Origin of the sequence: Rhodococcus sp. H29-C3 (genome assembly GCF_030063405.1) — a bacterium.
In the GTDB taxonomy this organism is placed as follows: domain Bacteria; phylum Actinomycetota; class Actinomycetes; order Mycobacteriales; family Mycobacteriaceae; genus Rhodococcoides.
Genome location: NZ_JASITC010000002.1, coordinates 672,162 through 692,081 on the forward strand (window position 1 = coordinate 672,162; position 19,920 = coordinate 692,081).

Annotated in this window: 17 protein-coding genes and 2 pseudogenes; 9 read left to right on the plus strand and 10 right to left on the minus strand. The window is 62.7% G+C overall.

Features of this window, described 5'->3' with window-relative positions; translation table 11 throughout:
* The first annotated feature begins 44 nt into the window (after nt 1-44).
* From QMK32_RS07140 to QMK32_RS07155, 4 genes and pseudogenes are all read left to right on the plus strand, one after another.
* A complete protein-coding gene (locus QMK32_RS07140; protein WP_283473917.1) occupies nt 45-1,046 on the plus strand; it encodes an acrylyl-CoA reductase family protein in 1,002 nt (333 codons plus the stop codon).
* Nucleotides 1,047-1,296: 250 nt separating this feature from the next.
* A pseudogene (locus QMK32_RS07145) lies at nt 1,297-2,175 on the plus strand (SGNH/GDSL hydrolase family protein).
* A gap of 25 nt (nt 2,176-2,200) precedes the next feature.
* Nucleotides 2,201-2,503: pseudogene (locus tag QMK32_RS07150) on the plus strand (DUF937 domain-containing protein); the annotation flags it as partial.
* A gap of 69 nt (nt 2,504-2,572) precedes the next feature.
* Nucleotides 2,573-3,214 carry a LysE family translocator gene (locus tag QMK32_RS07155; protein ID WP_283473918.1) on the plus strand — a complete coding sequence of 214 codons (642 nt, stop codon included), beginning with the start codon at nt 2,573-2,575 and terminating at the stop codon, nt 3,212-3,214.
* Nucleotides 3,215-3,244: 30 nt separating this feature from the next.
* On the opposite strand, the gene QMK32_RS07160 is transcribed toward QMK32_RS07155, so the two are convergent.
* Nucleotides 3,245-4,075: an SDR family NAD(P)-dependent oxidoreductase gene (locus tag QMK32_RS07160; RefSeq protein ID WP_283473919.1), complete on the minus strand. Its 831-nt coding sequence runs from the start codon at nt 4,073-4,075 to the stop codon at nt 3,245-3,247.
* A gap of 85 nt (nt 4,076-4,160) precedes the next feature.
* Here QMK32_RS07160 and QMK32_RS07165 point away from each other — a divergent pair, with 85 nt between their 5' ends.
* The gene (locus QMK32_RS07165) at nt 4,161-4,643 is read left to right on the plus strand and encodes a MarR family winged helix-turn-helix transcriptional regulator (RefSeq protein WP_283473920.1); all 483 of its coding nucleotides are present in this window, start codon (nt 4,161-4,163) and stop codon (nt 4,641-4,643) included.
* 85 nt (nt 4,644-4,728) lie between these two features.
* Here QMK32_RS07165 and atzF read toward each other — a convergent pair whose 3' ends face one another.
* The 5 genes from atzF to QMK32_RS07190 are packed head-to-tail and all read right to left on the minus strand — an operon-like array spanning nt 4,729 to nt 11,475.
* Nucleotides 4,729-6,444: an allophanate hydrolase gene (gene atzF, locus QMK32_RS07170; RefSeq protein ID WP_283473921.1), complete on the minus strand. Its 1,716-nt coding sequence runs from the start codon at nt 6,442-6,444 to the stop codon at nt 4,729-4,731.
* The gene (locus tag QMK32_RS07175) at nt 6,431-8,458 is read right to left on the minus strand and encodes a 5-oxoprolinase/urea amidolyase family protein (RefSeq protein ID WP_283473922.1); all 2,028 of its coding nucleotides are present in this window, start codon (nt 8,456-8,458) and stop codon (nt 6,431-6,433) included. Before QMK32_RS07175 ends, atzF begins: the two co-directional genes overlap by 14 nt.
* Complete coding sequence (locus QMK32_RS07180) at nt 8,455-9,081, minus strand: urea amidolyase associated protein UAAP2 (RefSeq protein WP_283473923.1); 627 nt, start codon at nt 9,079-9,081, stop codon at nt 8,455-8,457. Before QMK32_RS07180 ends, QMK32_RS07175 begins: the two co-directional genes overlap by 4 nt.
* The gene (locus QMK32_RS07185; protein WP_283473924.1) at nt 9,078-9,875 is read right to left on the minus strand and encodes an urea amidolyase associated protein UAAP1; all 798 of its coding nucleotides are present in this window, start codon (nt 9,873-9,875) and stop codon (nt 9,078-9,080) included. Before QMK32_RS07185 ends, QMK32_RS07180 begins: the two co-directional genes overlap by 4 nt.
* A gap of 4 nt (nt 9,876-9,879) precedes the next feature.
* Nucleotides 9,880-11,475, minus strand: coding sequence for an amino acid permease (locus tag QMK32_RS07190; RefSeq protein ID WP_283473925.1), 1,596 nt, complete (start codon nt 11,473-11,475; stop codon nt 9,880-9,882).
* Between the two features lie 199 nt (nt 11,476-11,674).
* Here QMK32_RS07190 and QMK32_RS07195 point away from each other — a divergent pair, with 199 nt between their 5' ends.
* The 3 genes from QMK32_RS07195 (at nt 11,675) to QMK32_RS07205 (ending at nt 13,574) form a co-directional block, all read left to right on the plus strand.
* Nucleotides 11,675-12,388, plus strand: coding sequence for a TetR/AcrR family transcriptional regulator (locus tag QMK32_RS07195; RefSeq protein ID WP_283473926.1), 714 nt, complete (start codon nt 11,675-11,677; stop codon nt 12,386-12,388).
* Nucleotides 12,378-13,211, plus strand: a complete 834-nt coding sequence (locus tag QMK32_RS07200; RefSeq protein ID WP_283473928.1) for a spermidine synthase — start codon at nt 12,378-12,380, stop codon at nt 13,209-13,211. Before QMK32_RS07195 ends, QMK32_RS07200 begins: the two co-directional genes overlap by 11 nt.
* A 66-nt stretch (nt 13,212-13,277) precedes the next feature.
* Complete coding sequence (locus QMK32_RS07205; RefSeq protein WP_269302071.1) at nt 13,278-13,574, plus strand: putative quinol monooxygenase; 297 nt, start codon at nt 13,278-13,280, stop codon at nt 13,572-13,574.
* Here the strand turns inward: QMK32_RS07205 and QMK32_RS07210 are convergent.
* From QMK32_RS07210 to QMK32_RS07220, 3 genes are all read right to left on the minus strand, one after another.
* Nucleotides 13,566-15,470, minus strand: coding sequence for an EAL domain-containing protein (locus tag QMK32_RS07210; RefSeq protein ID WP_283473930.1), 1,905 nt, complete (start codon nt 15,468-15,470; stop codon nt 13,566-13,568). The genes QMK32_RS07205 and QMK32_RS07210 overlap by 9 nt on opposite strands.
* A 243-nt stretch (nt 15,471-15,713) precedes the next feature.
* Nucleotides 15,714-18,089, minus strand: coding sequence for a lysylphosphatidylglycerol synthase transmembrane domain-containing protein (locus tag QMK32_RS07215; protein ID WP_283473932.1), 2,376 nt, complete (start codon nt 18,087-18,089; stop codon nt 15,714-15,716).
* 57 nt (nt 18,090-18,146) lie between these two features.
* Nucleotides 18,147-18,752 (minus strand): GNAT family N-acetyltransferase, encoded by a 606-nt coding sequence (locus QMK32_RS07220; protein WP_269302074.1) that lies wholly within the window; start codon nt 18,750-18,752, stop codon nt 18,147-18,149.
* 125 nt (nt 18,753-18,877) lie between these two features.
* Here QMK32_RS07220 and QMK32_RS07225 point away from each other — a divergent pair, with 125 nt between their 5' ends.
* Nucleotides 18,878-19,516 (plus strand): glycosyltransferase, encoded by a 639-nt coding sequence (locus tag QMK32_RS07225; RefSeq protein WP_283473934.1) that lies wholly within the window; start codon nt 18,878-18,880, stop codon nt 19,514-19,516.
* Here QMK32_RS07225 and QMK32_RS07230 read toward each other — a convergent pair.
* A complete protein-coding gene (locus QMK32_RS07230) occupies nt 19,513-19,893 on the minus strand; it encodes an Rv0313 family protein (RefSeq protein ID WP_283473935.1) in 381 nt (126 codons plus the stop codon). The genes QMK32_RS07225 and QMK32_RS07230 overlap by 4 nt on opposite strands.
* Nucleotides 19,894-19,920 lie beyond the last annotated feature (27 nt).

Here is a 19,920-nt window from a genome sequence, read left to right on the forward strand (position 1 = left end):
ACGAGACCACATCGAAATCGAATATCCAAGGAGGAAACGCTTCAATGTCCACTTACCTCGCCCTTACCGCCGTCCTCACCGATGGAACCATCCATCCGGAGGTCCGAGAGCTCGAGCAGCAGGCCCTCGGACCCGATGAGCTACGCATCCAAGTCCGCTATTCCAGCATCAACTTCAAAGACGCTCTCGCCTTCACTCCCGGAGGCGGCGTCGTTCGTGAGTATCCGATCGTCCCCGGCATCGACATCGCTGGTGTCGTCTCCGAATCAACCTCGCCGGACTTCCAGGTCGGCGACAATGTGATCGCCCACGGATACGGGATTGGAACCGCCCGTGACGGCGGTTACGCGCAGGAGGCCGTCGTGCCGGCGGCATGGACTGTGAAGCTCGACAGACTCACGCTGCGGGAAGCTGCCACCATCGGCACCGCCGGCTTCACCGCCGCGATGAGCGTGGCCGCAATCCTCGAATGGGGCGTCACCCCCGACTCCGGTCCGGTCGTCGTCACCGGCGCTACAGGTGGCGTCGGATCAACGAGCATCGATCTGTTGTCGGCGAAGGGCTTCGAAGTGGTTGCCTCGTCCGGTAAGCCAGATGCCACGCCGCGCCTGCATGACCTGGGTGCCACCGAGGTGATCGGCCGCCTACCGCTGGACCCGGACGCCAAACGTAGGCCGCTGGGTCGGAGCCGGTGGGCCGCAGCCGTCGACTGCGTCGGCGGCGCAGCCCTTGCCGATATTCTGAGCACCATGAATTACGGTGGAGTCGTCACCGCCAGCGGGTTGAACGGCGGTATCGCTCTCGAGACCACAGTGATGCCGTTCATTCTGCGAGGGGTGGGCCTGCTCGGTATCGACTCGGTACAAATGATGATCGCCTCCCGTCGTGCGCTTTGGCAGCGAATCGAAAGCGAGCTCAAGCCGCGCAACCTGGAAAGCATCTGCGTCGAGGTTCCGATCAGCGAGGTCTCGACAGTGGTGGACGCACTACGGCGCGGTGAGTTCACTGGTCGTGCCGTCATCGACATCAGCGAGAGGTGGACATGACACTGGTGCGGGGTCAACGGGCAACGGGCTGTGCTGTGGGCTATGAGGAGGCATCGAGCTTCGTCGAGTGCATTGAAGGCGTTGGTGAGGCGCGGTGGGACTTGCCTCCATCTTGGAGGGCTTCGATGACAGCGCCGTGAATTTTGCGGAATGCGCTCATCGGAGTGCCATAGCCGATGAGGGCGGTATACGAGTTGGTCGGATCCATTCATAGGTCCACCCAGCGTCGAACCGGCGTAGCGTCGATCCAATGCGGCGAGTGGCGGTGGGTCTGTTGGCGGCTCTCGCGCTGGTGAGCTGCTCCCAGAACCCCACCGAACAGAATCTGGACCAGCCTGTCGAACTGCCCCCGGCCATCGACTACGTCGCACTCGGCGACTCTGCGGCTTCGGGACCGCTGATCCCGGACCAGGTGGGATTCGCAGGTTGCCTGCAATCCGACGAGAACTATCCGCACGTACTGGCCGGCTTGATCGGGGCCGCGTCGTTCACCGATGTGTCGTGTTCGGGCGCGAAGTCCGAGAACATCACGACGGTAGAGCAGATCACCGACAGCGGGTCGGTGACTGTCCAGCTGGATGCGCTCTCTTCGGATACGGATCTGGTGACCATCACCATCGGCGGCAACGACGTGGATCTGGTGTCGACGGCGCGTCAGTGCATCAACTTCTCATCTGAGCCGACAGGGCGATCGTGTAAGGATTCTCTGACCGAGGGCGGCACGGACAAGCTCGCCGACGCGATCTCCGCGGCGGCCCCACGCTGGGGGCAGGTCTTCGAGGACATCAAGGGACGCGCCCCGAACGCGGATGTCGTCGTGGCCGGCTACGGAACCTAAGTACAACCGGGCGGTTGCTATGGCGTGCAGCCGGTGTGGGCGCGAGACGCCGACTATCTGCAGCAGAGCATCGACACGATGAACGACGCTCTCGCCGAGCAGGCCGAGCTGCACGGTGCGAGTTTTGTCGACACCAGGCCCGTCAGTGTCGGTCACGACGCGTGCGCAGCAGGTGATCAGCGCTACCTCGAAGGTGTGTTCCCCCTGAACCGAGCGGCACCACTACATCCGACGGCAGCAGGAATGGCAGCATTCGCCCAGGTGATAGAGGATTCGCTTACGCTGAACTGACCGCGGCTCCCAACGGGGGGAGCCCACGCTCGGCGGAATCAGCGGCGGCGCGGACAGCAGCCTCGTGAGCAAAGTGCTACCGATCCTCGTGCCGATCGTATTGGCTTATCTGGCAAAGAAATACACCGGCGGTCAGAGTGCGGGTGGCTCGGGTGGCGGCGGTCTCGGTGATCTACTGGGCAGCGTCCTCGGCGGGGCAACCAGCGGTTCGGGATCCGGCGGCGGACTGGGCGGACTCCTCGGCGGCATTCTCGGCGGCGGCTCCGGTGGCTCCGGCGGCGGTATCGGCGATCTGCTCGGCGGATTGCTCGGGGGCGGAAAGAAGTAGTGCGGCTGGAGGTCCAGGACTCGAGAACTGGCTCGATACAACGTCGTTGCCCGGTGCGATTGTTGGACCATGGTGACAATGACGGCCGCTGCGGGGGTGTTCGCCGTCGCTATGGCGATGGTTCTGACCCCCGGTCCCAACATGGTGTATTTGGTGTCGCGCAGTATTTCTCAGGGCAGGGTCGCTGGACTCGTCTCGCTCGGCGGCGTCGGGGTGGGGTTGGTCGTCTATGTGGTGGCGACCAATCTCGGGCTGGCAGCGATGTTCGCTGCTGTCCCGACGCTCTACACAGTCATCAAGGTAGCCGGCGCCTGCTACCTCGCCTGGCTGGGGTGGACGGCATTGCGTGGAAGCCGATCGGTGTTCGAAGTTACAGGACTGCAGCATGATTCGAATACTCGTTTGTTCACGATGGGGCTGCTGACCAACCTGCTGAACCCGAAAATGGCGGTCATGTACATCTCGATCATTCCGCAGTTCATCGACCCTGCAGCCGGATCGATCCTGATGCAAGGACTGGCGCTCGGCGGCGTACAGATTCTGGTCGGGCTGACCGTCAATGCTTTGATCGTGCTTGCTGCAGGATCGATCGCGATGTTTCTGTCGTCGCGGCCGTCGTGGATCAAGCTGCAGCGTTACGTGACGGGCACGGTTCTCGGGCTGTTGGCCGTCCGGCTTGCAGCCGATCCCTCTCGCCCTGTTCCTGCGTGAGAATGCAGCGGCCCGAGTGGAGAGGTGGCATCACACCATGGCCGTCAGGACACCACCGTCGGCACGCAGTGCTGCACCATTCGTGGCGGCGGACAGTGGACTTGCCAGGTAGACAGCAAGGTTGGCGATCTCGGTAGGTTCGATGAACCGCTGTAGCAGTGAGGTAGCATTGCCGCCGATGATGGCAGCCTTGAGGTCGTCGGCGGGCATTGCCTGAGCCCGAGCGATCTGGGTGACAGTGTCTGCGACTCCGTCGGAGTAGGTCGGCCCGCCGAGGATCGTGTTCACGGTCACTGCGGTTCCGCGTGTGAGCTTGGCGAGGCCATTGCTCAGCGCGAGCATCCCGGCCTTCGTGACTCCGTAGTGCACCATGTCGGCTGGAATGTTCACCCCCGATTCGCTGCCGACGAAGATGATCCGGCCCCATCCGGTTGCGAGCATCTTGCCCAACACGTGCCGCGACAACCGGACCCCGCTCATGACGTTGATGTCGAAGTAGCGTTGCCATTCTTCGTCGGTGATCTGCTCGAAGGGTGCGAGCTCGAAAAGACCGACGTTGTTGACGAGTATGTCGATGTCGCCGAGAGATTCCAGAAGCTTGCCGACGTCTGTCGGATCGTCGAAGTCTGCAACGGCCCCGGACACCGTCGCGCCAGGAACCTCCAGCCCCAATTGCCGGACGGCCTCGTCGAGTTTGCTCTCGCTGCGCCCGTTGATGACAACCGACGCTCCCTCCTGGAGGAGAGCTCGTGCAATCGCGTAGCCGATTCCTTGCGTCGAACCGCTGACGAAAGCCGACTTGCCGTTCAGCTGCAGATCCATGTCTCTCCTGGTGCGCTCGATCGATGCCGTATCGGGCATTAAATGACTTTCTCAGTCAAGTAAAACTATGACGATTGACTTTCTCAGTCAAGTCATCGGGTGCAGTATCGAGTAGTCTGCTCCCATGTCGGACCCCAGCGAGCGAGCAGCACTCAGCGACGAAGACCTCCAGACGTGGGCCGCCCTGGCCACCCTGCTGGAATGGTTGCCCACCGCTCTCGACGCACAGCTCCAACGCGACGCAGGCCTGACCCACTTCGAGTACGGCATCCTCTTCGCTCTCTCGGAAGCGGCCGACCGCACTCTCCGGATGAGCACGTTGGCAAGCTATTCCAACAGCTCCCTCTCGCGGCTCTCGCGTGCAGTGGCTCGGCTCGAGTCCAAAGACTGGGTACGACGCGCTCCCGACGCTGCGGACGGCCGCTACACCCTGGCCACCCTGACCGAGTTGGGGTCGGCGAAGGTCGACCAGGCAGCCCCCGGGCACGTGGACGTCGTCAACCGGCTCGTCTTCGACCCGTTGACGCAGGTTCAGGCGCGTCAGCTCGGCGGAATCAGTCGGCGCATCATGACGGCGATACGGTCCGAGGAGGGCTGGCAACCTTAGGCCGACCCTGGGTGCCCACGCTGAGAGCGCACACCCTTTTTCCAAAGCTGCGCGCTACATTCGCCTCCGAGCGCGGCCGTTCGGTTTACAAAAAGGGTGCGCGGTCCGGCAAGCCACCACTTACCGAAGCCATGTACGCCCGCCAACCACCGAACTCGGTGATGTCGATGCCTGCTTCGCCCGCTTCGTGCGAGCAGCAGAATCCGGTGACCCAGCGACCGTCGGACAGCTCGACCGACGTCAGACCCATCGGTGCGGGCAGAGCGGCCAAGAATGTTCCGAGTCCGGCGGCGGACATTCGGTAGAGTTCGCCGGCAATTGCCGAACCCTTCCCCCGGTGGTGGCGCACCAAGCCCGGTTTCGCGGGCGTAGTTCCCAGGTCGACCATTCGGTACGCGTCGGAGGTGTGGACTTCGCCGAGGTATCGCGCGCCGCGATCGGTCAGTTGGTGGTGCACCGGAAAGCCCTCGAGATGTGCACCGACAACGAGTACGTCATGGCCGTCGGTGACGAGCGAAGGAGAGGGTGTTCCGACCAGGCGCGCAGCAAGGTCGATGGCGATCTGGTCCTGAAACTCGGGTACGACGAACATGACCCCGAACGGTTCGCCACTGCTCGTGGGGGTGCCGGGAACAGCGACGGCGGCCATGTTCAGCAGGTTGCAAAAGTTGGTGTAGGTGCCCATCCGGCGGTTCATGGACACTGGATCAGCTTGAACCGCAGCAATTGTCGGGTGTTCGGTGGTAGTCGGCAGCAGCAGTCCGTCGAACCCGTCGAGCAACGCTACCGCGAGCCGCTTGGTGTGTTGGAGAACCGAGATATCGTCGACGTAGCGGTGTGCCGACGGCTCGGCGGCGTTCTGGATGATCTGTGCAACAGTCGGATCGCAACTGGCCCGTTTACTTTCGACGAAAGCTCCGACGGCCGAGAAGCGTTGGGCGACGATGGCGCCGTCGTACAGTAGGGCGGCCGCGTCGAGCAACGGTGAAATGTCGATCTCGGAGTGAGCGAATCCCTGTGCTGCCAGACGAGACACCTGGCGATCGAATGCCTCTCGGTACTCTGGGCAAAGTTGCTCGAGATCAGTTGCTCGCGGAACGGCGATGTGAGGAACAGCGTTTGCAGACAACCGCACGTCCGCGGGCCAACGCCGGCTACGTGGGTCGGCGTCGTCGTAACCGGCCATCAACTGCGTGGCCAGGGTCGCGGTCTCGAGGTCGACAGCGAGTACTGTCACGCAGTCGAAGTCGATACAGGCTGGGACGACGCCGGTCGTCGGGACGATTCCCGGGCTTGTCTTGACGCCGACGAGGCCGTGGAATGCAGCCGGAACCCGGCCGGAACCTGCTGTGTCGGTACCGATGCCGATGTCTGCGATTCCGAGAGCGACGGCGACGGCCGACCCTGAACTGGATCCACCGGACACCCGATCCTGATCCCAGGCGCACCGAACCGCGCCGTACGGACTCCTCGTTCCGACGAGACCGGTGGCGAACTGATCCAAATTGGTCTTGCCGAGGACCAGCGCGCCCTGCTCCACCAGTCGCGCTACAGCCGTCGCGGTTCGATCGGGGATGTAGGCGAACTCCGGGCACGCTGCGGTGGTGGGCATACCTGCGACATCGACGTTGTCCTTGACGGCCACCAGCAACCCGGCCAGCGGAAGGGCAGTGTCGACGGTTGCCGCTTCGGCCAGTACGTCGTCCTCCTTGCGTAGGGTGATCCAGATTTCGGGACGGTCTACCTCGGCAATGCGCTTGTACGCCTGCCGTACTCGCTCCGAGATGTCATGCTGCTGCATCGGAATTGCCCCTTGTCGTGAACTCGCCTGCCGCGGACCATGCCGTGCGTTCTGCGTCGAAGGCGACTGCCTGCGAGGCCCGGAACTTCTCGATCGAGGAACTGTTCGACGCGAGGAATTGCTCGTGTTCGGCTAGTGAGAATTCCCCGTCGACGATCTCGACACCTCCACCGCGTCCGGCTGCGGTGTCGGCGCGAAGGTCCAGCAGCTCCTCGGGTTCAACTGGGTACCAGGAGATTCGATCGAAGAACCGCAGCAACCAGGGAGACTCGCGCTCGAACGGTCCGGACTGCTCTGGATAGCGGTGATTCCACACCTGCGTGGTCCGGCCGACGAACTGGTAGCCGCCGGGCCCTTCCATGCCGTAGATGCACAGATATGCCCCACCGATCCCGACGGCGTTCTCCGGTGTCCAGGTCCGCGCCGGGTTGTACTTGGTGGTGACCAGCCGATGCCGCGGATCGAGCGGAGTCGCAACGGGCGCGCCCAGGTAGACGTCGCCGAGACCGAGAACCATGTAGTCGGCCGCGAAGACGGTATCGAAAACGTCTGCGACGGAATCGAGTCCGTTCATTCGTCGGATGAACTCGATGTTCCACGGACACCACGGTGCATCTGCTCGCACTCCGTGCATGTAGCGCGCAATTGCTTCGCGGGTCGACGGGTCGTCCCAGGACAACGGCATCCGAACGGTACGGCTCGGGACCACGAGCTCCGAAGCGGCAGGTAGATCGTCCTCCACCTCGGCCAGTAGACCCATCACCGTGTCGATCGAAAGAACGTCCGGATCGACTTTGACCTGCAGCGAGCGGATACCGGGCGTCAAGTCCAGCAATCCCTTCGGTGCGATCGCCTCGATGCGCTGGTGCAGTGCGTGTGCACGGGCACGGAGCGCGAGGTCCAGTTTCATATCGCCGTACTCCACGAGCACGTTGTCGTCTCCCGAGCGGCGGTAGGTCACGCAGGTCTCTGCCTCACGCCGGGCAAGGACGCCGTCGTCGCCGTCGCCTCCGCTCGAGAAGACGAACGGCAGTGATGCGCGACGTGCGACACCGAGCACACCGAGCGGAGCCGCGTGAGCTGCTCGCACGGGTACGAACCGGATCGTGTCCCCGGCTTTGAGCTGCCCTAGTTTCCACCTTTCGGCCGCGACGACGGTGACCGGGCAAACGAAGCCACCGAGGCTGGGGCCGTCCGGGCCGAGCAGAATCGGTGTGTCGCCGGTGAAGTCGAGAGCGCCGACCGAATAAGCATTGTCATGAATGTTCGACGGGTGAAGCCCCGCCTCGCCGCCGTCCGTACGTGCCCACTCCGGTTTCGGCCCGATGAGTCGGACGCCGGTGCGGTCGGAGTTGAAGTGCACCTCGTAGTCGGTGGCGAACAACGTGTCCATGTCTGCCCGCGTGAAGAATTCCGGTGCCCCGTGCGGTCCCTCGGTGACGGCGATGCACCACCTCGTCGTCAATGCCGGTCGGTGTTCGGAAGGAATGCACGTAATGCGGTCGGCGGCATCGGGCGGTGTAGAAATCTCCAGAATGTCTCCCTCGCAGAGAGTTCCCCCGCGATGTCCACCGAATTTGCCGAGCGTGAACGTCGATGCACTGCCCAGGTACGGCTCGACGTCGATGACGCCTTGGATGAGCACGTACACGCGCAAGCCGGCCCCGGTTGTCGCCCCTACATCGAGCGTCGCAGTGGCGGGCACCAATACCGGACGCCACTGCGCGACGTCGACACCGTCGACGCGGACCCGAGCCTCCGCACCGGTGACGCACACCCAGGTATCTGCGTCGAAGGTCAATGCTGGTCCAGCCATGGCAGATTCGAGTCCCGGTGCGCCCTCCGGGTTGCCGAGGGCGACGTTGCCGAGGCGGAACGACAGGTCGTCCATCGGCCCTGACGGTGGCACCCCGACCCTCCAGTATCCGATGCGTCCGGGCCAGTCCTGAACCGTGGTCAGCATCCCGGGCCGCAGTACCGTCATCTTTGCTCGCGTGGTGTCGGTCGAGATCATGGTCGGGTCACGATCATGCGGACTGCGGTGGGGTCGAATCCGTTGCACGGGTTGTTGATTTGCGGGCAGTTCGAGACCAGTACCAGGGTGTCGATCTCGGCGCGCAACGTCAACGATTTGCCGGGTGCCGACAGGCCGTCGACGATTCCGAGTGTTCCATCGGCGTCGACTGGCACGTTCATGAAGAAGTTGATGTTGGACACCAGATCCCGCTTGTCCAGGCCCCACTTGGAGCCTTCGGCCAGGAAGTTCTCGACGCATGCGTGTTGATGCTGCGTGTGATGCCCGTACCGCAGAGTGTTCGACTCTTGCGAGCAGGCTCCGCCGACCGTGTCGTGATTGCCCACTTCGTCGGCGACGATCGTCATCAACGCTGTCGAGTCATCGCTGCGCAGCACGCTGCCAGTGGTGAGAAAGAGATTCTGCTGCGCGACCACGGTTGCGGCCGCGCTATAGCGGATGGTGTGATCGTGGGCCGCGTAGACCAATGTGTCGACGGCCTGGTTGCCGTACAGATCGACAATGGTCAGCAGGTCTCCGGCCTTCACGACGGCAGACCATGGGCCGAAGGCGTCGGCGATCTGGTCCAGCACTACCGTGCCTGATTCGAGAGTGATTGTCATCGTGCGCCTTTCGCGTGTATGGCGTTCCAAGCGTCTTCGGTGTTGACAACAGCGCGCAGATACTCGGGGTCGGAGTTGGGTAGGTCGTCGAGTTCTCCCGGTGCCTGCCAGGCAAGAACCTGGAGCGCCGTTGTATCGAAACTCCGCGACGGATCGAGCGGGTGCGCGGTGTTGGCCAGCAGCACGAGCACCGGCAGGTGAATCAGTAGGTCCACTTCGGTGCCGCGTCCCGCATTGCCGGTCGAGTGCAGGTGTCCGTCGGCTTCGACGCGAACCCCGTGGAAGAACGAGATCGACGGTGGTAGGTCGCGTGGTTGAAGGCCGTTCTTGGCAGCTGCCACCGTGAACAGTTCACGACCGGCAGGCGATGCCCCGTGCAACGATCCGTCACCGTACTTGTTGCGATTGGTGGTCAGAGATGTTGTACCGCACAGTGCGTCGTGCCGGGACGAACTATCCGCGATGATCGTGGCGAGCACGCGCCCCTGATCGGAGAGCAGTGGATGCCCGATTCCGAGGTACGCGTTCCACGGAACCTTGACGGTGTCCGCGGCATTGAGACGCTCCCACGGGGCGTCCGCGCGGTACAGCAGCAGGTTGGCGCATGCGGCACCGTCGACGTCGCGCAGCCGTACTCGGGTGCCGCGGGCGAGAACCCTGGTGGAGTAGCTACCGCCGGGTACCGATTCGGCCCAGGTGAGTTCGGTGACGCCGTCCGGGGCAGTCGGGACGAAGACTTTCTCTGCCTGGCTCCGAGCATGTTCCTTTGCGGCGAGAGTGGTTGCGGTGCTCATGTCTTCAGGCTCCGATCGTGACTGGCTTGGGGTGTGCTTTGCCGCGCGGTAGGCAGGCGATTCCGGCCAGCACCACCGCGATCACCGTGAGCGGTGCTGCCCACTGCAGAAGCGGGAATTCGCCGGTGGGATTGAAGATTTCGGCGCGTGGCCAGGAGAGATTGATCACCATCAGCCCGCCGTAGAGCACGGCGGCGATATTCACCGGGATGCCGAACCGGCCGAGGGCGAAGAGCTTGTCCTTCGAGTTCTCCCCTGGGCTCTCCTCTGGGTCGGCGGACGCGGACTCTGGCGAGATGGGCTGTGCCTGGCGACCGCCGTGAGGCCATCCTTTGAGGCGTTGCATCAGCAGTGGCACGGTCACCATCAAGTAGGCCAGGTAGATCAGGACGATGCAGACGCTCGACAAGGTGGTGAAGATCGCCGAGTTTCCTACGTTGACGGCAAGGATTGCTACACAAGCGAATCCGATCAGGACCGACGGCGCGATCGGGGTGCCGGTGCGGGAGTTGACTTTCGACAGAATGGCCGACGCGGGTAGGCGGCCGTCACGAGCCATTGAGAACATCAGCCGCGATGCTGCTGTCTGGATCGCGAGGGTGCAGATGAAGACGGCGATTGCCACGTCGATCAGCAGTACCGTGCCCCACGGGGAGCTGAGGATGGAGTCGATGACGTACGGAAGTCCCTGCGTCGCAAGGTTGCCGTCGGTGAGAGAAGGCGCGGCCATCAATGCGCCGACGATCATCAGGCCTCCGCCGAGAGCGGATGCGGAGAGTGCGAGCCGGATCGTGCGAGGTGCCACGCGTCGTGGATTGTGTGTCTCCTCGGCAAGTTCGCCGGCCGAGCCGAAGCCGACCATGACGTATGCGGCCATGAGTCCGGAAACGATCCAGGCCCAGATGTATCCGGGATCGGCGCCGGGAGCGCCGGTGTCGAAAACGACCTGAGGTCCGCGTTCGGCGTGCGTGAAGAAGACGAGAACGAGCGCGATGACGCCGACGATCTCGCAGGTGACACCGATGCTGTTGATCCGCGACATCCAATTGACGCCGATGCAGTTGATCGTAGTGGTGAGGACCAGGAGTATCGAGCCGAGAATGACGGCATTGGCGGCGCCGTCGGCCGAGGTCAGTGCGGTGTCTTCCCCGACGAACTGGAATCCGCTCCAGATGCTGGGCAGGACTACTTGCAGCGCAATTGCCGCGGCCGAGGCTGTGACGATCTGCGCGATGATCATGAACCATCCGGCGAACCATCCGACAATTTCACCGCCCATGCGCCTCGACCATTGGTAGATGGCGCCTGAAATGGGATATCGCGCAGCGAGTTCGGCGAAGTTGAGTGCGACCATGAACTGGCCCAGAAACACCATCGGCCAGGTGAAGAAGAATGCCGGGCCGCCGAAACTGAAGCCGAGGCCAAAGAGCTGGAAGATTGTGGTCAGGATCGATACGAACGAGAAACCGGCGGCGAACGACGCGTACTTGCCGAGACTGCGATGCAGTTGCTGGTCGTACCCGAGTTCGGCGAGGTCCACGTGGTCGGTGCCGAACGGCGGTGCCTTTTCCCCGGGCGAGGGCAGAGTAGTCGAGCTCATGTCTTTGTCTCCGTACAAGAGGTGAGAAGGACCGCCCGTCTGCGTCGACAGGTACGGGAGTGCCGGTGCGGTTTCTGTCAGTTGATAGTTTTCCGCGCCGTTGTGCCCGGCTGGTGACCGATGTGAAACGAGTTTGTTTCGTCTATTTCGATCAGATGACAGGAATCTCACGGGCGCGGATTGCTGACAGGATGGACCTATGTCCGTTACCGGTGCCGGGAGGCCGAGGCTTGCCACCAAGAAACGTCCGGGTGACACCGCCCGTGAAGAAATACTCGACGCGTCCGCCGAGCTCTTCACCACCCGTGGGTACACCAACACCTCGACACGCATGATCGCCGACGCTGTTGGACTGCGGCAGGCCTCGCTTTATCACCACTTCTCGAACAAGGACGACATCCTCGATTCGCTGCTCAGCGGGACCGTCGACGAGCCACTCGCCGTCGGACAGGGCATTCAGGGTGTGGAGGAGTCGGCGGTAGTGAAGATGTACGCGATGGCCTGGTTCGATGCCGATCAGCTCAGCCGTTCCCGTTGGAACCTCGGTGCGCTCTATCTGTTGCCCGAGCTTCGGACCGATCGGTTCGGCTCGTTCAGGGAAAGCCGCTTCACGCTGATGAATCTGTATGCCACCATCGCTGGTGGGGTCGTGCTGGAGCTCGAGTCCGACGTGCCCACCGGCACCGAAGAGCTACCGTTTCGACTTGTCGAGACGATAGTGAACGGCCGTGCCGATTCGGAAAACGGTCGAGGCTCGGCGGGTCTGCATCACGCTCCGCTCATTGCAACCGCCGCGGTCCGCGTTCTCGGATTCCCCGGTGACATCGACGGCATCCATGACAGGGCGGTACGCGTGGTGGGGGACGTGACTGCAGGCAGTATTTTCGAGAAGAAGGCAGGGCATGGCCAATAAGAAGACACGGCCGGAAAAACAGACAGGGCCGAAGGCTGGGGTCTACGACATCGACACCGGCACTTGTGAACTGGTGCGCGACACTCTGACCGCGGACGGCTGGATGGTGCATGTCAACGGTGTGCCGAGTTCGCACATCGATATGGACGACCCGTCGCAACTAGATTTCGAGTACATGCGTTGGATGGCGGGACTTGTTCGCTACCATGCATTTTCGAGCTCCAAGCTGCGCACTTTGCATCTCGGTGGTGGTGCCTGCACTCTCGCACGCTATTTCGCTGCGGAGTATCCCGATGCAAGGCAGGTTGTCGTCGAGCTGGACGGCAAGCTGGCCGAGTTGGTACGCGAATGGTTCGACCTCCCCCGCGCGCCGATGCTGCGTATCAGAGTCGGTGAGGCTCGTGCGGTGACCGAGACGCTGACCGAGGACAGTCGAGATGTGATCGTCCGCGACGTTTTTGCCGGAAGTGCGACGCCGGAACCGCTGTCGACTCTGGAATTCACCGAGCATGTGCGACGCGTACTCGCCCCGCGCGGCATCTATGTCGTCAACTGCGGCGACACCCGTGACCTGACGAGAACCCGTCGCGAGGCTGCCACTATCGGACAGGTCTTTCCGCACACGGTGATCATCGCGGATCCGGCGATGTTGAAGGGGCGCCGTTACGGGAACGTCGTCATCGCCGGTAGCGATGCACCGATCGGTGAGGACCCGGCATTGGCTCGTGAACTGCTCGGCGGAGGAGTGCCTGCGCAGGTATGGCTCGATGAGAGGGTGCGGAGTTTCAGCGGTGACGCGAAAGTCCTACGGGATGTCGTATGAGCGATCGGTAGGCTGGGGAAGTAGTTCGAAGCTCATACGTTTTTACTGTCGATTTGGGAGAACCGAATGGCGCTCATCGCCCTGCTCGATCTGAAGTTCAAGCCGGAAGCACTCGACGACGCGAAGGTCGTTCTCACCCGTGTGCTCGCCGAGACGAGGGCATTCGACGGATGTCTAGGCGTCGACGTTCTCGTCGACGAAGCCGACCCGACGCACTGGATCGCGTACGAGCGCTGGGATTCCGCCGAAGCGGACGCGAAGTACCGCGATTTCCGCGCCGGTCCAGGCAAGATTGCCGACCTGGCCCCACTTCTTGCCGGCGCCCCGAGTCTGACGAAGTACACGATCGCGGACTCAGTCTAGGTAGTTGCTCGAGTCCGGTGGTTCGACCGATGCCGGTCGGCCGGTGAGATAGCCCTGCACCATGTCGATGCCGAGTTCGACGGCGACGCGCAGTTCGCCGTCGGTCTCGACACCCTCCATGATCAGCGTCGCGCCGACTTCTCGTGCGAACGCGGTGAGCGACGCCACGGCCGCCCTGCGAGTCGGATCCAGGTCCACGCCGTGGACGAGTGAATAGTCCAGTTTCAGCGTGTCAGGTTTGAGTTCGACGACTTGGCGGAGTCCGGCGAATCCTGCTCCGACATCGTCGACGGATATTTTGACGCCGGCGGCCCTGAGGTCTTCGACGGACCGGGCGACAGCACGGTAGTCGTCGACCCGTTCATGCTCGGTTATTTCCAAATATATTGTGCGCGTGCCTATGTGTGGTCGCAGGCGGGCCAGCATGTCGGTCGTCCGGATGGTTTCGGCCGAGGCGTTGACCGAGACGAACGCATCGGCGGGAAGGCCCGCCATTGCGCGTAGTGCCGTATCGATCGCAGCGAGTTCGAGACGCGAACCGACACCGGTACATGTCGCGTCGCGAAACCAGATGTACGGCGAACCGTGACCGAACGGGAAGCGGGAAAGTGCCTCGTACCCCACCACGGCTCGGGTGACGGTGTCGCAGATCGGCTGGAACACGATCGAGGGTCCACCGGAGTCGATGAGCGCGTCGATTCGATCCCGTATGCCGAGAGGATCCAAGCGAAGGTGGTTGGCCGCCGCAGCCGGATCTGCTTTCTCGCGGTACATCTCGATATCGGCCAGTGCAATCAACCGCCGCATGGGTGCGTCCGTGCTGTCTCCGCAGATCAGGCTGTCGCCGGCCGATCCGATACTGGTGGTGAACGGCGGCCCGCTGAACGATTCTTCGAGTCTCGCGCGGATCCGAGTCTCGGCACCGTCGACCTTGTTGCGGCTGCCGATGTGTACACACACGAACTGGTCGCCGCCCAGCCGTGACACCACCGCATCGGCGGACGCAGCGTGTAGCAACCGGCTCGCAACCTCCGTCAACACCGCATCGCCCGAGGGGTGCCCGAATCGGGCATTGATGGCCTTGAACCTGTCGATGTCGATCACTACCACGCCGATGTAGCGCATCTCGTGTATCGGCGAGGCGTTGAGGGTGTTGAGGTAGCCCACAGCATGGAACAATCCACGACGGTTCCACAGCCCGGTCAACGGATCCCTCAAAGCTCCGGCTGCGCGTTCGCGGAGATAGCGAATGTAAGGACGAAGAGCGAACGGCATCACGAACATCGAAGCAACGGTGACGGCGCGCGAGGAAACCGCCCAGGGGTCGGCCCCGTCGAGTATCGCCATTCCAGCGGTGAGCAACAGCGCTGTGACAGCACACGTGAGATGGATGCCGAGCACCCTCGACGACGTCCCGATGATGGCGAAGAGAGCGACGATGGCGAACATAGCCGAACTCGACATCGCGAGCAACGGCGAGTTGGGTAACAGCATCACCGCCAGGATCCCGAGGTCGGCCCAGATGATGAACGCTTTGATCAGGATCGGACGAGGCCATGGTCCGAGAAACCAGCGGAGTGCGACGGGGACCGTACTCGCACAGGCGAGTGATAAGAAGATTGCTGCGGGAAGGGCCAACTGCCCCGATGGAACCAGCAGGATTCCGGACAGTCCGAACGACAATGTCAGTGAACCGATGAGGGCCTTGGCCGACCGCTCACTGTTCGGAGGGCGAACCCGGAACGAATTGTCAGTAGCCTTCAGTGCCCGAGGTTCGAGCGCACGAGAGTGCACTGCATCGGTATTTACTGGGTTGGCGTCCGCTGGGTTGGCGTCCTTTGTGCGTAAAGCCCAGTAGTCAGGGGACTCTTCGTGGAACGCGAGCTTGCCGGTCACCGATCGACAGCCTTTCATGCGGGACCTGCCGGTACTCGAGAACTTTCTTGTCCATGTAACGGCCGATCGTTCGTATTCTCAGGTCCCCGACCCTGCCAAGGAACGGTACCAGTGAGTGGGCTGCTCGACGGCTGAAACCGAATCCAGCTGCCGGTTACGGCTGGCGAAAGTGTATGCACGACGGGTTTCCCTGGGGCAATGCATCGTGAGTGACCGCCGGGATGGTGCATACGAGACGCTGTATCAGACCATGTCCTTTTCGGTCAGCCATCGAAGCGTCGGCCAACCGCAGAACACCGGTAGCCAACACGTGAGCACCCGGTAGAGCAGTACGGATGGAACGGCGATGCTGGCGGGAAGGCCGAATGCCGCGAGGCCGCCGATCAGGGCTGCTTCGACGGCCCCGACCCCGCCCGGTGTCGGGGCCGCCGACGCCAACGTTCCCCCGATCATTGTGACGACGGTCACCGTGATGAACGTGGTCCCACCCCCGAATGCCTCGATGCTCGCCCAAAGCGCTAGTGCAGCTCCGAGAGTAGTTGCAGCACAACCGAGTACGATGATCGAGAAGCGTTTCGGATCGCGCGCGAGTTCGCCGAGTTCGCCGAACAGTTCCTTGAGCTGTGGGCGTACGTCGTTCCGCAGCCATCGGCGTAGTTTCGGTACGAACAGCAAGGTGCCCACGGCGCCGAGTGCAACCCCGGCGATGAGGTACAGAACAGTCGGGTCGGGCACGAAATGCGCCAGATCCGCCGACGTGCCGGCAGCAAAGGTGAAGAGGATCAACAATCCGACGTGGGTGATCACCTGAACGGACTGTTGCAGAGCAACTGCGGCTGTCGCTCGAACGGCGCCGAGGCCACCCTTCTGCAGAAAACGCACGCTCAGTGCGAGGCCGCCGACACCTGCAGGGGTCGTCGTCGCTGCAAAAGTATTGGCGAGCTGCATGATCGTCAGGTTGCGGAAACTCACCAAGCCCGAAGCGCATGCCCACAATGCTGCGGCAGCGCCGACGTAGGTCAACGCCGATACAACGAGTCCGAGTAGCGCCCACCACCAGTTCACCGACTGCAGCTCTGTCAGAAATGTGGGCACCGCGCTGATGAACGGGTAGGCGACGTAGACGAGGCCGATCAGCAGGACGAGCTGAATGATCTGACTCCGCGAGAATCGGGTGACCTGCTCGGCCTTGATCCTGTCGGCACCCGTCTGTTTCGCGACCTCGTCACGTACGGCCTTCATGACCTCGTTGCCGTCGGGAACCGATCCGCGGACGCGTTTGGGTACCGCCGATTTCGTCAGCCTGCCCGATGCCGCGAGAACAGTGTCGGCATCGACGGCCTCGATGGCACTGCGCACGGCGTGTTCCTTACCGAACAGCGCAGCAGTGGTGATCAGCAACTGCGCAATGTCGGACTGCATCTGCGCGTCGGTTGCGCCTAGTTCGGCGTTCGCGAATCCGCCGAATAGTGCTTTACCGTCGTCGTTTCTGATCTCTGCGGTGCGTAGGTCGCCATGGGAGATCTGGAACCCGTGCAGAGTCTGCAGTCCCTTCCAGATGCTGTTGACCAGGGTGTCCGGGGAGGTGTCGTCGACGGGAACTCCGATGGGCGCGGTATGTGCATACATCGCCCACCCACGTTCGAGTGCCGATACTGCCAGCGGGCGGCTGCTCGCGATGGACAGGTTCCCGATCGCTATGCCCATCAACGCCCGGTGCTCGACGGCTCGGTGCAGTGAGCCATGCAATGGAACGAACTCTGCGCTGCGGAAGGACAACCATCTCCACAGTTGGCGCAATGCACCTCCGCTGCGCTGATTCTGCCCGTACATTTCGACCATAAGATCTGGTTCCGTACCCCCTGTCGACGCCGACAGGACGAGGGGCCCCGGGCCTGCAGGTTTCACCACGCGCAATGAGTTGACGATGTGCCCGCGCTTGGACAACAGACGTACCGCGTCGTCGAGCGGCACTTCGAGGGCTGGTGTTCCGACGACCAGCACGATCAATGCGCCGATGAGCCAGCCCACCGACAGACCCAGCAGCGAGCGGGCGGGCACGACAGTGCTGACGAACAGGTGGATCGGAACGAATGCCAGGAGCAGGAACCACCAGACGCGACGCCAGCGCTTCGGTAGCCACGGCCCGGACACGGTGAGCACCGCGGCGAGCATGCCGATCCAGCGAGGATCGTCCAGGAACTGGGAAAGAAATGTGTCGAGTCGATCGGGGACTTCGAGGTGCCAGGCGGGCGTCGAGATTCCACTCCCGGTAATCGACAACGCCAGACCGGCGAGCAGCCCAGCCGCGCCGTACCCGGCCAGTAGCTTCCATTCCCGGCCGGCGATCAGTCCGATCAGAATTCCGAACGGCAGCGCCAAGATCGCCACGCCGTACAGCACGTACACCAGATTCGACTTGTCCGGACTGAGCACCCCGACGATGTTCGAGACCGAGTTCTCCAGCGCGTCCCATTGATTTCGAGTGATGAGCGAACCGGCGATGACCGTGGACAGCAGGAGCAGTGCCAGAACGACCCGCATGATGTCACTGGTGCGTCGTACCAGCGGTTGCAGCAGGCTGCCCGTCACCGGTATGTCGCGCCCGTCAACCCGCATGCTGCTATCAGTACTTTCGATCGAACCCGTGCGCGCCGGCCGACGCTACTGGCAAACCTACCGCGCGGGGCCGCGACGGTGCGTGAGCCGGCGGTCGAGTTCGTTTCGTACGGCGGGCCACTCCGACTCGATGATCGAGAACACCACTGTGTCGCGGAGCGACCCATCTGGCATGCGGGTGTGGTTGCGGAGAACCCCATCCTGTTTGGCCCCGAGTCGCGCAATCGCCGTTCGTGACTGGAGATTCATCCAGTGCGTCCGGAATTCGACTGCAATGCAATCCAATTCATCGAACGCGTGGCCGAGAAGTAGAAGCTTGCTCGCCGCGTTCGTCCCGCTGCGGTGCGCAGATGCAGCGTTCCAGGTGGACCCGATCTCTACCCGTCGGTGCGCCGCATCGGCATTCATGTACGTCGTCATGCCGAGGATCTGGCCAGTGTCGTTTTGTCGCAGGGTGAACGGCAACATCGACCCCGTCTGCTGCAAGCCCAATCGTCGATCGATCTCTGCGGCCATATCGTCGGGGGGCGGAACCGAGGTGTACCAGAGGTTCCACAGCTCACCGTCACGGGCGGCGTCGCACAATCCTTCGAGATGATCGTGGCTCAGCGGCTCGAGCGTCACGATGTCGTTCGACAGGGTTACCGGCTGCAGAAAACTCACACTGGGGACGATACGCGAGCGGGCCGACGCCGAGCACTGAGATTATTGTGGCCCGATTCGACTACATGACCATCCGAAAGAAAACCGTTGGCGTGCCTGCGCACTGCAGTTCTAATCTGACACCCATGCACATCGGCATGATCGGTTGCACGGCCCCTAGTCACATCTATCCCTCACTCGGCCTCGTCGCCGAACTCGTGCGAGGGGGGCACCGAGTCACGTATGCGGTCGGCGACACGGTGGCCGAACTCGTCGAACCCGCTGGCGTCGAGCTTGTTTCATTCACCTCGATCTTGCCTCAGGGGGAAGAGAATTGGCCCGAGGGCCCGGCGTCGGCGATGCGAGTATTTCTCGACGAGGCCATCTATGCGTTCCCTGTTCTTACCGATTTCTACGACGACAACAGGCCGGACATACTGCTCTACGACATCGGTGGGTTGGCGGCGCCTGTTCTGGGCAGGCGATACAGCGTTCCGGCCGTGCAACTTTCGCCGACCTACGTCGCCTGGGACGGATATGCGGAAGACCTGGGCGAGGTGCTCGTGCACATTCGTGAATCCGAAAGCGGGAGGCGGTACAGGAGCACCTACTCTTCGTGGCTGCGAGAAAACGGTGTCGACGCTGATCCATGGCAGTGGATATCGCATCCCAATGATGTTCTTTCCCGTGTCCCGCGAGTGATGCAGCCCAATGCCGACCGGGTACCCGAGACCGTTCGAGTCGTCGGACCGAAGTGCCCATGCGGCCGATGCGGTGGAATCTAGACTTCGAGCACGCTGACGCTGACGCCGTAGGGCAGGAAGCGGACGCGTCTGGCCGGATCCACATTGTCTTTGTGTGCGCGCAATGCATCCAGTTCGGTCGCGTACAGCTGGTCGATGTGCGCAGAGCCGTCGGAGTCGACGGTGTAGATCGCCCAGACACCATCGCTGGTCTCGCCGGTGGTTTCCGGAGCAGGAGCCTGCTCCGGCTTCTTCGGTGCCGATGTGTCTCCGAAGAACGCGCCCCAAGAACCGCCTGCGCCGGATTGCCCGATGAACTTGCCTACCTGATCGACGACCTCGCGGAGTCCTTCGCTCGCTTCTTTGGCGAAGCGATCGAAGTCCTCGGGGTCGACGCCGAAGGGTCCGTTGTTTGTCATCACTCCATAGTGCGCTTTCGAGTCGAG